25 protein-coding genes are annotated in these 14,882 nt (G+C 33.0%); all 25 read right to left on the reverse strand.

Annotated features, from left to right (window positions below; all coding sequences use genetic code 11):
• Positions 1-31: 31 nt before the first annotated feature.
• Complete coding sequence (locus ES045_RS13695; RefSeq protein WP_147116858.1) at positions 32-1,318, reverse strand: citrate synthase; 1,287 nt, start codon at positions 1,316-1,318, stop codon at positions 32-34.
• 179 nt (positions 1,319-1,497) lie between these two features.
• Complete coding sequence (gene eno, locus ES045_RS13700; RefSeq protein WP_147116859.1) at positions 1,498-2,784, reverse strand: phosphopyruvate hydratase; 1,287 nt, start codon at positions 2,782-2,784, stop codon at positions 1,498-1,500.
• A 205-nt stretch (positions 2,785-2,989) separates the two neighbouring features.
• Positions 2,990-4,108 (reverse strand): glutamine-hydrolyzing carbamoyl-phosphate synthase small subunit, encoded by a 1,119-nt coding sequence (gene carA, locus ES045_RS13705; protein ID WP_147116860.1) that lies wholly within the window; start codon positions 4,106-4,108, stop codon positions 2,990-2,992.
• A gap of 94 nt (positions 4,109-4,202) precedes the next feature.
• Positions 4,203-4,676 (reverse strand): 50S ribosomal protein L17, encoded by a 474-nt coding sequence (rplQ, locus tag ES045_RS13710; RefSeq protein ID WP_147116861.1) that lies wholly within the window; start codon positions 4,674-4,676, stop codon positions 4,203-4,205.
• A gap of 60 nt (positions 4,677-4,736) precedes the next feature.
• Complete coding sequence (locus tag ES045_RS13715) at positions 4,737-5,729, reverse strand: DNA-directed RNA polymerase subunit alpha (protein WP_147116862.1); 993 nt, start codon at positions 5,727-5,729, stop codon at positions 4,737-4,739.
• A 93-nt stretch (positions 5,730-5,822) separates the two neighbouring features.
• Entirely contained in the window at positions 5,823-6,428 is a 606-nt protein-coding gene (rpsD, locus tag ES045_RS13720) for a 30S ribosomal protein S4 (protein WP_147116863.1), read from the reverse strand.
• Positions 6,429-6,509: 81 nt separating this feature from the next.
• Positions 6,510-6,893 (reverse strand): 30S ribosomal protein S11, encoded by a 384-nt coding sequence (gene rpsK, locus ES045_RS13725; RefSeq protein ID WP_100947468.1) that lies wholly within the window; start codon positions 6,891-6,893, stop codon positions 6,510-6,512.
• 78 nt (positions 6,894-6,971) lie between these two features.
• Positions 6,972-7,337, reverse strand: a complete 366-nt coding sequence (gene rpsM / locus ES045_RS13730) for a 30S ribosomal protein S13 (RefSeq protein ID WP_100947467.1) — start codon at positions 7,335-7,337, stop codon at positions 6,972-6,974.
• The gene (gene ykgO, locus ES045_RS13735; RefSeq protein ID WP_004568720.1) at positions 7,337-7,453 is read right to left on the reverse strand and encodes a type B 50S ribosomal protein L36; all 117 of its coding nucleotides are present in this window, start codon (positions 7,451-7,453) and stop codon (positions 7,337-7,339) included. The genes rpsM and ykgO overlap by 1 nt, the downstream gene beginning before the upstream one ends.
• A gap of 16 nt (positions 7,454-7,469) precedes the next feature.
• Positions 7,470-7,685 carry a translation initiation factor IF-1 gene (gene infA / locus ES045_RS13740; RefSeq protein WP_004568721.1) on the reverse strand — a complete coding sequence of 72 codons (216 nt, stop codon included), beginning with the start codon at positions 7,683-7,685 and terminating at the stop codon, positions 7,470-7,472.
• A 1-nt stretch (position 7,686) separates the two neighbouring features.
• Positions 7,687-9,009, reverse strand: a complete 1,323-nt coding sequence (gene secY / locus ES045_RS13745; protein WP_147116933.1) for a preprotein translocase subunit SecY — start codon at positions 9,007-9,009, stop codon at positions 7,687-7,689.
• Positions 9,010-9,022: 13 nt separating this feature from the next.
• Positions 9,023-9,472 carry a 50S ribosomal protein L15 gene (gene rplO, locus ES045_RS13750; RefSeq protein ID WP_147116864.1) on the reverse strand — a complete coding sequence of 150 codons (450 nt, stop codon included), beginning with the start codon at positions 9,470-9,472 and terminating at the stop codon, positions 9,023-9,025.
• A 13-nt stretch (positions 9,473-9,485) separates the two neighbouring features.
• Positions 9,486-9,668, reverse strand: coding sequence for a 50S ribosomal protein L30 (rpmD, locus tag ES045_RS13755; RefSeq protein ID WP_100947464.1), 183 nt, complete (start codon positions 9,666-9,668; stop codon positions 9,486-9,488).
• 11 nt (positions 9,669-9,679) lie between these two features.
• The gene (gene rpsE, locus ES045_RS13760) at positions 9,680-10,204 is read right to left on the reverse strand and encodes a 30S ribosomal protein S5 (protein ID WP_147116865.1); all 525 of its coding nucleotides are present in this window, start codon (positions 10,202-10,204) and stop codon (positions 9,680-9,682) included.
• 3 nt (positions 10,205-10,207) lie between these two features.
• Positions 10,208-10,558, reverse strand: coding sequence for a 50S ribosomal protein L18 (rplR, locus tag ES045_RS13765; protein WP_147116866.1), 351 nt, complete (start codon positions 10,556-10,558; stop codon positions 10,208-10,210).
• A 12-nt stretch (positions 10,559-10,570) separates the two neighbouring features.
• Positions 10,571-11,116: a 50S ribosomal protein L6 gene (gene rplF, locus ES045_RS13770; protein ID WP_147116867.1), complete on the reverse strand. Its 546-nt coding sequence runs from the start codon at positions 11,114-11,116 to the stop codon at positions 10,571-10,573.
• A gap of 10 nt (positions 11,117-11,126) precedes the next feature.
• Positions 11,127-11,525, reverse strand: coding sequence for a 30S ribosomal protein S8 (gene rpsH / locus ES045_RS13775; protein WP_147116868.1), 399 nt, complete (start codon positions 11,523-11,525; stop codon positions 11,127-11,129).
• Positions 11,526-11,687: 162 nt separating this feature from the next.
• Entirely contained in the window at positions 11,688-11,957 is a 270-nt protein-coding gene (gene rpsN / locus ES045_RS13780; RefSeq protein ID WP_147116869.1) for a 30S ribosomal protein S14, read from the reverse strand.
• Between the two features lie 3 nt (positions 11,958-11,960).
• Positions 11,961-12,512 (reverse strand): 50S ribosomal protein L5, encoded by a 552-nt coding sequence (gene rplE, locus ES045_RS13785; RefSeq protein ID WP_147116870.1) that lies wholly within the window; start codon positions 12,510-12,512, stop codon positions 11,961-11,963.
• Positions 12,513-12,520: 8 nt separating this feature from the next.
• Positions 12,521-12,823, reverse strand: a complete 303-nt coding sequence (rplX, locus tag ES045_RS13790; RefSeq protein WP_147116871.1) for a 50S ribosomal protein L24 — start codon at positions 12,821-12,823, stop codon at positions 12,521-12,523.
• Positions 12,824-12,835: 12 nt separating this feature from the next.
• Complete coding sequence (gene rplN, locus ES045_RS13795; protein ID WP_004568733.1) at positions 12,836-13,204, reverse strand: 50S ribosomal protein L14; 369 nt, start codon at positions 13,202-13,204, stop codon at positions 12,836-12,838.
• Position 13,205: 1 nt separating this feature from the next.
• Positions 13,206-13,463 (reverse strand): 30S ribosomal protein S17, encoded by a 258-nt coding sequence (gene rpsQ / locus ES045_RS13800; RefSeq protein WP_018943599.1) that lies wholly within the window; start codon positions 13,461-13,463, stop codon positions 13,206-13,208.
• 20 nt (positions 13,464-13,483) lie between these two features.
• On the reverse strand, positions 13,484-13,675 hold the full coding sequence (gene rpmC, locus ES045_RS13805; protein ID WP_100947456.1) for a 50S ribosomal protein L29: 192 nt from the start codon (positions 13,673-13,675) through the stop codon (positions 13,484-13,486).
• A gap of 5 nt (positions 13,676-13,680) precedes the next feature.
• Positions 13,681-14,130 carry a 50S ribosomal protein L16 gene (gene rplP / locus ES045_RS13810; protein ID WP_147116872.1) on the reverse strand — a complete coding sequence of 150 codons (450 nt, stop codon included), beginning with the start codon at positions 14,128-14,130 and terminating at the stop codon, positions 13,681-13,683.
• A 22-nt stretch (positions 14,131-14,152) separates the two neighbouring features.
• Positions 14,153-14,881 (reverse strand): 30S ribosomal protein S3, encoded by a 729-nt coding sequence (gene rpsC / locus ES045_RS13815; RefSeq protein WP_147116873.1) that lies wholly within the window; start codon positions 14,879-14,881, stop codon positions 14,153-14,155.
• Position 14,882 lies beyond the last annotated feature (1 nt).

The following is a 14,882-nucleotide window of genomic DNA, read 5'->3' on the forward strand; positions in this document are numbered from 1 at the left end:
CTTTTTATTTATGTAAATGTAATAATTTAAATTATCTTTTTTCAATTGACTTGAATGGTCTTAAGTTTTCACCAGTATAAATCTGACGTGGTCTACCTATTGGTTCTTTGTTTAATCTCATTTCTTTCCACTGTGCTATCCAACCAGGTAAACGTCCTAAGGCGAACATTACAGTAAACATTTCTACAGGAATACCCATTGCTCTGTATATAATTCCTGAATAAAAATCTACATTTGGATAAAGTTTTCTTTCTACAAAATAAGGATCATTTAAAGCTTCCTGCTCTAGAGCTTTTGCGATTTCTAAAATAGGATCATCAACACCTAGATCATTTAAAACTTCGTCTGCAGCCTTTTTAATAATTTTCGCTCTCGGGTCGAAGTTTTTGTAAACTCTATGTCCGAAGCCCATTAATCTAAAAGGATCATTTTTGTCTTTTGCTTTTGCCATGTACTTTTTAGTATCTCCTCCATCTTCTTTGATCGCTTCAAGCATTTCTAAAACTGCTTGATTTGCGCCACCATGAAGTGGCCCCCATAATGCAGAAATTCCTGCTGATAATGAAGCAAATAAACCTGCGTGAGAAGAACCTGCAATTCTTACCGTTGATGTAGAACAGTTTTGTTCATGATCTGCATGTAAAATTAATAGTTTGTCTAAAGCGTCTACAACAATTTTATTTGTAACATAGTCTTGATTAGGCTGTTTAAACATCATTTTGTAAGTGTTTTCTACATAACCTAAGCTACAATCTCCATAGTCTAAAGGAAGCCCTTGCTTTTTTCGCATTGTCCATGCTACTAATACAGGGAATTTTCCCATAATTTTAACAATTGCATTGTACATTTCTTCTTCAGATTCTACATTTACAGTAGAAGGATTAAATGCAGTTAATGCTGATGTTAGTGATGAAATTACACCCATCGGATGCGCAGACTTTGGAAATGCATCTACTATTTTTCTAATATCTTCATCTACTAAAGATTGTGCACAAATATCTTTTTTAAATTTATCTAACTCTTCTTGGGTTGGTAAATCTCCGAATATTAATGCATAAGCAACTTCTAAAAAATCTGCTTTTTCTGCCAATTCTTCAATAGAGTACCCTCTGTATCTTAATATACCTTTTTCACCATCTAAAAAAGTAATAGCACTTTCACAAGAACCCGTATTTTTAAATCCAGGATCTATTGTAATAACCCCTTTTGTAGCTCCACGCAAAGATTTAATATCTATTGCAACTTCATTTTCTGTTCCTTTTACAAGAGGAAATTCGTACGAATCTTCTCCTATTTGTAATTTTGCTATATCTGACATTTATAATGGTTTTATTGTGTTTTTCTTATTCCCACGAAGATACCAATTTTTGAATAAAATTTAAATGACTTCGTATAGATTTTTAACATTTTAAAATAATATTAACTTATTACAATAAATCACAAAAAAAAGCCTCACAATTTTACTTGTAAGGCTTTGAGTCTTTAATGCTTTGTTAACTAGATGTTAAACGCTTTTTCTTTAGGAAAATAAGCAACATCACCTAATTCTTCTTCAATTCTTAATAATTGATTGTATTTCGCCATTCTATCAGAACGAGATGCAGAACCCGTTTTAATTTGGCCACAGTTTAAAGCAACCGCTAAATCTGCTATTGTATTGTCTTCTGTTTCACCAGATCTATGAGACATTACAGAAGTATAACCGGCATTTTTAGCCATATTAACAGCAGCAATAGTTTCTGTTAAAGTACCAATCTGATTTACTTTTATTAAAATTGAATTTGCAATACCGTTTTCAATTCCTCTACCTAAACGTTCTACATTAGTAACAAATAAATCATCCCCTACTAATTGAACTTTGTCTCCAATTTTTTCAGTTAAATATTTCCAACCATCCCAATCATTTTCATCCATACCATCTTCAATAGAAATAATAGGATAATTTGCTGCTAATTCAGCTAAATAATCAGCTTGTTCTTTACTTGATCTTATTTTACCAGTTTCTCCTTCAAACTTAGAGTAATCATATTTTCCGTTTACATAGAATTCTGCAGCAGCACAATCTAAGGCAACCATAATTTCGTCACCAAAAGAATACCCAGCATTTTTAACAGCTAAAGCGATGGTATCTAACGCATCTTCTGTGCCTTCTAAAGTTGGTGCGAAACCTCCTTCATCACCTACAGCTGTAGACAAATTTCTATCATGTAAAACTTTCTTTAAATTATGAAAAATCTCAGACCCCATTTGCATTGCTTGTGAAAACGTTTCCGCTTTTACTGGCATTACCATAAATTCTTGAAAAGCAATCGGTGCATCTGAATGAGAACCTCCATTAATAATATTCATCATTGGAAGTGGTAACGTATTCGCAGAAACTCCACCTACATATCTATATAAAGGCATTCCTAATTCATTTGCCGCTGCTTTTGCTGCTGCTAATGAAACACCTAAAATTGCATTTGCACCTAATTTAGATTTATTTGGCGTACCATCTAAATCTATCATTAATTTATCTATTGTGTTTTGTTCGAAAACAGAAACTCCTAAAAGTTCTTGAGCTATAATTTTGTTTACATTATCAACTGCTTTTAAAACACCTTTTCCCATGTAAGCTTTACCACCGTCACGTAATTCTACGGCTTCATGTTCTCCTGTAGAAGCTCCTGAAGGAACTGCTGCTCTACCCATAATTCCATTTTCTGTAGTTACATCTACTTCAACTGTTGGGTTTCCTCTTGAATCAAAAATCTGACGTGCGTGAACGCTAATAATAATGCTCATTTTATATAATTTTAAATTAGTTTTTAAATCTTAAACTTACTAACGCTAAATTACGAAATGTATGAAGCATTTGATAGTATGTATCAAACAAATTACGAAAACGATTGCAAAATTATACTATGAAAACAAAAAACCCACTCGTAAAATGAGTGGGCAAATAATAACCTTTATTAAATCTGTGTTTTTTTGATGAATACCAATTCAGTTACGACAGAACTTTTTTAGATTCTTTTATATTTTCAATAAATTGATCAAATAGGTATTCTGAATCATGAGGTCCAGGACTCGCTTCTGGGTGATATTGAACAGAGAAAACAGCTTTATTTTTTAATCTTATACCGGCAACAGTATGATCATTTAAATGAACATGTGTAATTTCGATATTCTCATTGTTTTCAGTTTCTTCTTTATTAATAGCAAAACCATGATTCTGTGACGTAATTTCACCTTTACCAGTTAATAAATTTTTAACAGGATGATTAATTCCTCTATGACCATTGTGCATTTTGTATGTAGAAATTCCGTTTGCTAAAGCAATTACTTGGTGTCCTAAACAAATACCAAACAAAGGCACTTCACTTTTTATAATTTCCTTTGCAAGTTCCTGCGCATCAATTAGCGGTTCAGGGTCTCCGGGTCCGTTTGAGATAAAATAGCCATCAGGATTAAAAGCTGCTAATTCTTCAAATTTAGAATTGTAAGGAAACACTTTAACATAAGCATCTCTTTTAACTAAATTTCTTAATATGTTCTTTTTAATTCCAATATCTAAAGCTGCTATTTTTATGGATGCATTCTCATCACCTACAAAATAAGGCTCTTTGGTAGATACTTTAGACGCTAACTCTAAACCTTCCATTGAAGGAACTTTAGATAACTGTTTTTTTAATTCTTCAATATTATCAGTCTCAGTAGAAATTATCGCATTCATGGATCCATTATCTCTAATATATGCCACTAGTGCTCTAGTATCTACATCAGAAATAGCTACGATGTTATGTTCTTCAAACCAGTCTTTTAAATTTCCATCAGAATCTACCCTAGAATGTGTAAAACTAAAATTTCTACAAATTAAACCAGATATTTTAATCCCATCAGATTCAACTTCATCATTATTTACACCATAATTTCCAATATGAGCGTTTGCTGTTACCATAATCTGACCAAAATAAGAAGGGTCAGTAAAAATTTCTTGATAACCTGTCATACCTGTATTGAAACAAATTTCTCCTGTTGAAGTTCCTTCAATACCCACAGATTTTCCATAAAAGATAGTTCCGTCAGCTAATAAAACTAATGCTTTTTTTCTAGTTTGATATTTCATTGCTATATAATTGTGTTTGTTGATGTAAAAATATAAAAAAAGGGATAAACGTAAACGTTTATCCCTTTTATATAAGTTAAAAAATTTTCATTTTTTATTCTTCAGATTTTTCTTCTGTTGCAGTTCCTTCTACTTGATCAGAATCAGCTTTCTTGCTTCTTCCTCTTCTTGTAGTTTTCTTTGCTTTTTTACCATTAGGGTTATAGATTTCGTTATAATCAACTAATTCTACCATTGCCATAGGAGCATTATCTCCTTGACGGTTTCCTAATTTGATTATACGAAGGTAACCTCCTGGTCTGTCTGCTACTTTTACAGAAATTTCTTTAAATAATTCTGTTACAGCAAATTTATCACGTAAATAAGAAAATACAACACGTCTGTTGTGAGTAGTATCACTCTTAGACTTTGTAATTAATGGTTCTGCAAATACTCTTAAAGCCTTTGCTTTTGCCACTGTAGTGTTAATACGCTTGTGCTCTATTAAAGAACAAGTCATATTAGCTAACATCGCTTTTCTGTGCGACGTTGTTCTTCCTAAATGATTGTGTTTTTTTCCGTGTCTCATTACGTTTGTTTTATTTTTTCATCTTGCATCAACTCTTTTTGAGGAGCAAAATATGAAAGGTTAATCTCTATCTAATTTGTATTTGCTTAAATCCATTCCGAAGCTTAAACCTTTAACAATAACTAGTTCTTCTAATTCTGTTAATGACTTTTTACCAAAGTTTCTAAATTTCATTAAATCACTTTTGTTAAAAGAAACTAAATCTCCTAAGGTATCAACTTCTGCGGCCTTTAAACAATTTAAAGCTCTTACAGATAAATCCATATCGATTAATCTAGTTTTTAATAACTGACGCATATGTAATGATTCTTCATCATACGTTTCTGTTTGTGCAATTTCATCTGCCTCTAAAGTGATACGCTCATCAGAGAATAACATAAAGTGGTGAATTAAAATTTTTGCAGCTTCAGTTAATGCATCTTTAGGATTGATTGATCCATCAGTATCAATATCGAAAACTAATTTTTCATAATCCGTTTTTTGTTCTACACGAAAATTTTCGATTGTATACTTTACATTCTTAATTGGCGTATAAATAGAATCTGTAAAGATTGTTCCTATTGGTGCTGAAGCTTTTTTATTCTCTTCTGCAGGTACAAACCCTCTCCCTTTTTCTATCGTAATTTCTGCATTTAATTTCACAGATTTCTCCATATTACAGATTACTAAATCCGGATTCAATACTTGAAAACCAGAGATAAACTTCTGCAAGTCTCCAGCAGTAAACTGCTCTTGACCAGACACTGAGATAGAAACAGTTTCTCTATCAGTATCTTCTATTTGTTTCTTAAAACGAACTTGTTTTAAGTTTAAAATAATTTCTGTAACATCTTCTACAACACCAGAAACAGTTGAGAACTCATGTTCTACACCATCTAGTCTTAAAGAAGTAATTGCAAACCCTTCTAAAGAAGATAAAAGTACTCTTCTTAAAGCATTTCCTATAGTTAAACCAAAACCTGGCTCTAAAGGTCTGAATTCAAATCTACCTGAAAAATCAGTAGACTCAATCATTATCACTTTATCAGGCTTCTGAAAATTTAAAATTGCCATTTTCTTCGTTTTAATTGTAATTCAGTTGCGCGGTTTATAAGTATGAAGAAATACTTATAAACCCTTTGGCTGAATCTCAATGTGATTAATTTATTACTTAGAATATAATTCTACGATTAATTGTTCTTTGATGTTTTCTGGAATTTGTAACCTAGCAGGTACTTTTACGAAAGTTCCTTCTTTTTTATCAGAGTTCCAAGTTAACCATTCAAACACATTGTTAGTAGATGCTAATGCATCTTCAATAGCTTGTAAAGATTTAGATTTCTCTCTTACAGAAACAACATCTCCTTCTTTTAATCTAAAAGATGGTACGTTTACTAATTCCCCATTAACAGTAATATGTCTGTGAGAAACTAATTGACGTGCTCCACTTCTAGATTTAGAAACTCCCATTCTGTAAACAACATTATCTAAACGACATTCACATAATTGCAATAAGATTTCACCAGTAATCCCTTGAGAAGATGATGCATCCTTAAATAAGTTTCTAAACTGACGCTCTAATATGCCATAAGTATATTTCGCTTTTTGCTTCTCCATTAATTGAGTAGCATATTCAGATTTCTTTCCTCTTCTTCTTGCATTTCCATGCTGTCCTGGAGGGTAATTTCTTTTTTCGAAGTTTTTGTCTTCTCCAAAGATTGCTTCGCCAAATTTACGAGCAATTTTAGTTTTTGGTCCTGTATATCTTGCCATTTCTTTTGTGTTATAGACGGGGATTATGAATTAAGGCTTACTCCTTCGATAATCTGATTCCCATCAAGTTAAAATAATTAATTATACTCTTCTTCTCTTCGGTGGACGACATCCATTATGAGGAATTGGTGTAACATCAATAATTTCTGTTACTTCGATACCTGCATTGTGAATGGATCTAATAGCAGATTCTCTACCATTTCCTGGTCCTTTTACATAAACTTTTACTTTACGTAATCCTGCTTCTTTCGCAACGTTTGCACAATCTTCTGCTGCTAATTGGGCTGCATAAGGAGTATTCTTTTTTGAACCTCTAAAACCCATTTTACCTGCAGATGACCATGAAATTACATCACCCTTTTTATTTGTTAAAGAAATAATGATATTGTTAAAAGATGCAGTTACATGCGCCTCTCCAACAGCTTCTATTATTACTTTACGTTTTTTTGAACTTGCTTTTGCCATAATTATTCAGTTTTAGTAATTTAGTTTTCTAATTAGATAGTCCTTGAACTATCATTAGATCTTGATTACTTATCTAACTTATTTTTTCTTGTTAGCTACAGTTTTTCTCTTACCTTTTCTTGTACGAGAGTTGTTCTTGGTTCTTTGTCCTCTTAAAGGAAGGCCAAGTCTATGACGAATTCCTCTTTGACAACCGATATCCATCAAACGTTTGATGTTAACCTGAACTTCTGAACGTAATTCTCCTTCAATTGTAAAAGATCCAACTTGTTCTCTAATTGCAGCGATCTGATCATCCGTCCAATCTTGAACTTTAATACTCTCGTCTACTTTTGCTTCTGCTAAAACTTTTTTAGCTCTGCTGCTTCCAATACCAAAGATGTAAGTTAAAGCAATAACCCCTCTTTTATTCTTTGGAATATCAATACCTGCTATTCTTGCCATTACCCTTGTCTTTGTTTAAATCTAGGATTTTGTTTATTAATTACGTATAATCTACCTTTCCTGCGAACTATTTTGCAGTCGGCACTTCTCTTTTTAACTGATGCTCTAACTTTCATCTGTTTTGTTTTGTTTTTAGTATCTGTAAGTAATTCTTGCTTTTGATAAATCGTATGGACTCATTTCTAATTTTACCTTGTCTCCAGGTAGTAATTTAATATAATGCATGCGCATCTTACCAGAAATGTGAGCCGTTACAATATGTCCATTTTCTAATTCCACACGAAACATAGCATTGGATAATGCTTCTGTAATAGTTCCGTCTTGTTGAATTGCTGATTGTTTAGCCATATTATTTATTCGATTTTCTATTGCTGTTCCCCGCCTTCATTAAACCGTCATAATGATTGTTTAATAAGTACGAATTTATTTGTTGCATTGTATCAATTGCTACACCTACCATAATGATTAATGATGTACCTCCGTAAAACATTGCCCAACCTTGTTGCACTCCGAACTGAACTACAATTGCTGGTAAAATTGATAATGCTGCTAAAAATAACGAACCTGGGAACGTAATTCTAGATAAAACACTATCTAATCTGTCTGCAGTATCTTTACCTGGTCTAATTCCTGGTATAAAACCACCACTTCTTTTCAAATCTTCAGCCATTTTATTCGTAGGAATCGTAATTGCTGTATAGAAATAACTAAAAATGATAATTAACAAAGCAAATATAACATTATACTGCCAACCATTAGGATCTGTCAAACCTACCAAGGCAGGAAATCTTTGCCCCAAAGCTAAAGGTAAAAACATTATTGCTTGTGCGAAGATAATTGGCATAACACCTGCTGCATTCAATTTCAAAGGAATGTAATCTCTAGATCCTGCAACATTTTGTATGTTTCCTGCAACTGTTCTTCTTGCATATTGTACTGCAATCTTACGAACAGCAGTAACTAACAGAACAGTTAATAAAATTACAACAAACCAAACGACAACTTCAATTAATACCATCATTAATCCACCTGCACCTGCATTTTCTGTTTTAGAAACAAATTCTTGCAAGAATGCTGCTGGAAAATTAGCTATAATACCAACAGTAATTAATAAAGATATACCGTTACCAACTCCTTTATCTGTAATACGCTCACCTAACCACATTGCAAAAATTGTTCCCGCAGTTAAAATGATGATTGAAGAAATCCAAAAAGTGATACCATCTACTAAAAAAGCTTCAGGTGGTAAATTAAATTGAGTTTTAATAGCTGTGATATACGTTGGTGCTTGCACTAAAGTAATTGCTATTGTTAACCATCTTGTTATTTGTGTAATTTTCTTTCTACCACTTTCTCCATCTTTTTGTAATTTCTGTAAATAAGGAACCGCAATTCCCATTAACTGAACTACAATAGATGCAGAAATGTATGGCATTATACCAAGTGCCATTACTGACGCCCTAGCAAATGCCCCACCTGTAAATGCATTCAATAATCCTAAAAGACCTCCAGAAGTACTTTCTTTTAAAGCTGACAACTGTAATGGATCAATTCCAGGTAATGGAACTGATGCCATAAAACGATATACAGCAATTAAACCGATAGTAAGAAGAATTTTGTTCTTTAATTCTTCAATTTTGAAAATGTCTTTTAGCGTATTAATAAAATTCATCATTTACGTGTTCTTATAAAGCAACAACTTCACCTCCTGCTGCTTCAATAGCTGCTTTCGCTGATGCTGTAAATTTATGTACAGTTATATTTAATTTAGCTTTTAATTCCCCGTTACCTAATATTTTAACTAGGTCATTCTTACCTGCTAATCTATTAGCTATTAAGATGTCTAAGCTAACTGTATCTGTTATTTTTCCACTATCTACTAAAGATTGTAGTTTATCTAAGTTGATTCCTTGATATTCCTTACGGTTTATGTTTGTGAAACCAAACTTAGGCACACGCCTTTGAAGTGGCATTTGCCCTCCTTCAAATCCAATCTTTTTAGAATAACCAGAACGAGATTTCTGTCCATTGTGACCTCTTGTAGCGGTACCACCTTTTCCAGATCCTTCACCTCTTGCAATTCTTTTCCCTTTTTTAATGGAACCTTCTGCTGGTGTTAAATTATGTAAACTCATTTTTTTATAAATCTTATTTAATTTCTTCGAAAGAAACTAAGTGTTTAATTGTATTTACCATACCTACTATAGAAGGAGTTGCCTCGTGCTCTACAGTTTGGTTCATTTTACGTAAACCTAATGCCTCTAAAGTTCTCTTTTGACTCTGAAGACGCCCGATTTGACTTTTTACTTGTGTAACTTTAATTCTTGTCATCGTTCTTAGATTTATCCGTTAAATACTTTTTCTAAAGAAATACCTCTTTGCTTCGCTACTGCAGTTGCACTACGTAACTGTAACAATGCATTAAAAGTAGCTTTCACTGCATTATGAGGATTAGAAGAACCTTGAGATTTAGATAATACATCATGTATTCCAACAGACTCTAATACTATACGAACAGCACCTCCAGCAATAACTCCCGTACCGGCAGAAGCTGGTTTGATGAAAATTTTTGCTCCACCAAACTTACCTTTTTGTTCATGAGGTAAAGTTCCTTCTAAAATAGGTATTCTTACTAAATTTTTCTTTGCGTCTTCAATTGCTTTAGCAATTGCAGAAGCAACATCTTTAGATTTACCTAATCCATGTCCAACAACACCATTACCATCACCTACAACAACAATTGCAGAGAAACCAAATGCTCTACCACCTTTTGTAACTTTAGTAACACGCTGTACTCCAACTAATTTATCGACAAGCTCTAACCCACTTGGTTTAACTCTTTCTACGTTTTTATAACCTTGCATAATTTCTTAAAATTTTAAACCAGCTTCTCTTGCAGCCTCTGCTAATACTTTAACTCTACCATGGTATAAATAACCATTTCTATCGAAAGCAACTTTCTCTAATCCTGCTTTTGTAGCTTTTTCTGCGATTGCTTTACCAACTGCAGTAGCTGCTTCAATTTTAGAATTTGCTTTTATATCTTTATCTCTAGATGAAACAGAAGCTAATGTTACTCCGTTTACATCGTCAACTATTTGAGCGTAAATTTCTTTATTACTTCTATAAACCGATAACCTTGGTTTCGTAGCAGTCCCAGAAATAATCTTTCTGATTCTTCTTTTAATTCTAGCTCTTCTTTGTAGCTTTGATAATGCCATATTGCTATATTATTATGCAGATTTACCTGCTTTTCTTCTTAATAATTCACCAACAAACTTCACACCTTTTCCTTTATAAGGCTCTGGTGCTCTGAAAGAACGAATCTTTGCAGCAATTTGACCAACTAATTGTTTGTCAAATGAAGATAATTTAATGATCGGGTTTTTCCCTTTCTCAGATACTGTTTCAATTTTTACTTCTGGAGCTATTTCTAAAACAATATTATGAGAGAAACCTAAAGCCAAATCTAGTTTTTGTCCTTGATTTGATGCTCTATAACCAACACCTACCAATTCTAAATCCTTAGTCCAACCCTTACTCACACCTTCAATCATATTCGCGATTAAAGCTCTCATTAAACCATGTTGTGCTTTATGGTCTTTACTTTCAGAAACTCTATCTAAAGTAATAATACCATCTTCAATTTTCACTGTAATACCATCAGAAATTGTTTGAGTTAACTCTCCTAATTTACCTTTGACTATTACAACATTGTCTTTTATGTTTACATCTACACCTTGTGAAATGCTAACGGGATTTTTTCCTATTCTACTCATTTCCTAAAATTTAATAAACATAACATAAAACTTCTCCTCCAACGTTCTCTTGACGTGCTTTCTTGTTTGTCATTACACCTTTCGATGTAGAAACAATAGCAATTCCTAGTCCGTTTAATACTCTTGGCATCTCTGTAGAGCCAACGTATTTACGCAAACCAGGTGTACTAATTCGTTGAATTTTTCTAATTACTGACTCCTTTGTTTCTCTTTCATATTTTAGAGCTATCTTAATTGTCCCTTGAACTTTATCGTCATTGAACTGGTAGCTTAAAATAAATCCTTGATCAAACAAAATCTTAGTCATTTCCTTCTTCAAATTTGAAGCTGGAATTTCCACTACTCTGTGTCCTGCAGCGATTGCATTTCTTACTCTAGTAAGAAAATCCGCGATTGGATCTGTATACATATTTATTTATATTGCGATTACGGTTTTCAAACACCTCTATTTATGCTACAGATTTCTCTGTGATAATTGAACCTTTAATCAGTTAAAATTCTTATACTCAAAAAAAATAGAGCGTGCAAATGTACACATTCTATTTTTAATTATTAGCTTTATTTTAGATTTCTACCAAGAAGCTTTTTTTACTCCTGGTATTAACCCTTGATTTGCCATTTCTCTAAACGTAACACGCGATAAACCAAATTGTCTCATATATCCTTTTGGACGTCCAGTTAATTTACATCTGTTGTGTAATCTTACTGGTGATGCATTTCTTGGTAGCTTCTGCAATGCTTCATAATCTCCAGCTTCTTTTAAAGCTTTTCTTTTTTCAGCATATTTTGCAACAGTACGTTCTCTTTTGCGCTCACGCGCCTTCATTGATTCTTTAGCCATTTCTTAATTTTTTTTGAATGGTAAACCTAATTCTCCTAATAATGACTTCGCTTCCTTATCAGTACCTGCAGATGTTACAAATGTAATATCCATACCGTTAATTTTTTTCACTTGGTCAATATTAATCTCTGGGTAGATGATCTGTTCAGTAATTCCTAAATTGTAATTACCTCTACCATCAAATCCGTTAGCTTTTATACCGTTAAAGTCTCTTACACGTGGTAAAGAAGCTGTAACTAATCTATCTAAAAACTCATACATTTTATCACCTCTTAACGTAACTTTTACACCAATTGGCATACCCTTACGTAATTTAAATGAGGCAACATCCTTCTTAGACATTGTAGATATCGCTTTCTGACCAGTGATTTTTGTCAACTCTTCTAAAGCATAATCTATTAATTTCTTATCTGCAATCGCAGCACCAACACCCTTAGAAACAACAATCTTCTCTAATTTAGGCACTTGCATTACATTCTTGTAACTGAATTCTTCAGTAAGAGCCTTCACAACTCTTTCTTTGTATTCTGATTTTAATCTTGGTACGTAACTCATGATTATTCTTATTTTTTAGTTTTTTTAGAGATTCTAGTTTTAGTATCTCCATCAACCTGATAACCTACTCTTACAGCTACACCTTCTTCTACTAACATTACGTTAGATATATGAAGCGAAGCTTCCTTCTTTACAATACCACCTTGAGGACTTTGTGCACTAGGTTTAGTGTGCTTAGAAACTAAGTTTACACCTTCTACTAATACTCTGTCTTTATCCTTAATGATTTGTAATACTTTACCTTCAGATCCTTTATGGTCTCCAGCAATTACTTTTACAGTGTCTCCTGACTTAATTTTAAACTTCTTCATTTTATTATAATGTTAAAGCACTTCAGGTGCTAATGATACTATTTTCATGAATTGTTTCTCACGAAGTTCACGGGCAACAGGACCAAATACACGTGTTCCTCTCATCTCCTCTGTAGGATTTAAAAGTACACAAGCATTATCATCAAATCTGATATAAGATCCGTCTTTACGTCTTACTTCTTTTTTAGTTCTTACAACAACTGCTCTAGATACTTGACCTTTTTTTACAGTTCCGTTAGGAGTTGCAGATTTAACAGATACAACAATCTTGTCTCCAATACTTGCGTAACGTTTTCTTGTTCCTCCTAAAACTCTAATCACTAAAACCTCTTTGGCTCCAGTATTATCTGCTACTTTTAATCTTGATTCTGTCTGTAACATATTATTTAGCTCTTTCTAGGATTTCTACTAATCTCCAACGCTTAGATTTACTCATAGGTCTTGTTTCCATGATTCTAACAGTATCTCCTTCGTTGCAATCATTCTTTTCGTCGTGTGCAACGTACTTCTTAGTCTTTAATACGAACTTTCCGTACATTGGGTGCTTTACTCTTTTAGTTTCAGCAACTACAATAGATTTCTCCATTTTGTTACTAGAAACAACACCAATTCTCTCTTTTCTAAGATTTCTTTTTTCCATCTTTAAAACTGACTATAGAATTATTGTAATTCTCTTTTTGTTAATTCTGTTGCAATTCTTGCTACAGTTCTTCTTAAACCTCTCAATTGCAATGGATTCTCCAAAGGAGTTATTGCGTGAGCCATTTTAAGATCAGTATAATTCTTTTGCAACGCTCCAAGCTTCTCATTAAGATCTGCTATAGATAATTCTTTTACTTCTGATTGTTTCATTCTATCTATTTTGAATTATGCGTTAATACATCTATATCAAAATCTCTTGCTACTATAAACTTCGTTCTTACAGGAAGTTTTTGTGCTGCTAAACGTAAAGCTTCTTTTGCTACATCCATTGATACACCACCAATTTCAAACAAAATTCTACCCGGTTTAATAACTGCAACAAAATGATCTGGAGCTCCTTTACCCTTACCCATACGAACCTCTAAAGGTTTCTTAGTGATAGGCTTGTCTGGAAATATCTTAATCCATAACTGACCTTCTCTTTTCATATGACGAGTTGCCGCGATACGAGCTGCTTCAATTTGACGTGAAGTCAATAAATTCTGGTCGATAGATTTGATACCAAACATTCCATTAGAAAGTTGATTTCCTCTACCAGAAATACCAGTCATATTTCCTTTCGCCTTCTGTACCTTACGGTATTTTACTCTTTTTGGCTGTAACATTTTTAATTTCTAATTTTAAAAATTATTTTCTTCTACGAGGTTGCGGTCTTTTCCCTCTATCTCCACCACCTTTATTACCACCAGATTGTTTTTTAGACAAACCAACTAATGGTGATAATTCTCTTTTACCATATACCTCACCTTTCATGATCCATACTTTTATACCTAATCTTCCATAAGTAGTATGAGCCTCAACAAGTGAATAATCGATATCTGCTCTAAAAGTAGAAAGAGGAATTCTACCTTCTTTAAAATGTTCTGAACGCGCCATTTCTGCTCCGTTTAAACGACCTGAAATTTGAATTTTAATCCCTTCAGCGTTCATACGCATTGTAGCTTGTATAGCCATTTTAATAGCTCTCTTGTAAGAAATTCTATTTTCAATTTGACGAGCAACACTAGTTGCTACCAATCTAGAATCCAATTCTGGACGTTTGATTTCAAAAATATTAATTTGAACTTCTTTACCTGTAATTTTTTTAAGCTCTTCTTTTAACTTGTCTACTTCCTGACCACCTTTCCCGATAATAATACCTGGTCTTGCAGTAGTGATAGTAACGGTTACAAGTTTTAAAGTACGCTCTATAATTACTCTAGAAACACTTGCTTTAGATAATCTAGCATGAATATACTCTCTGATTTTAAAATCTTCGGCAATCTTATCTCCATAGTCATTACCACCGTACCAGTTAGATTCCCAACCTCTGATGATTCCTAAACGATTTCCAATTGGATTTGTTTTTTGTCCCATT

It is taken from the genome of Polaribacter sp. IC073, assembly GCF_007997075.1.
Lineage (GTDB): Bacteria > Bacteroidota > Bacteroidia > Flavobacteriales > Flavobacteriaceae > Polaribacter.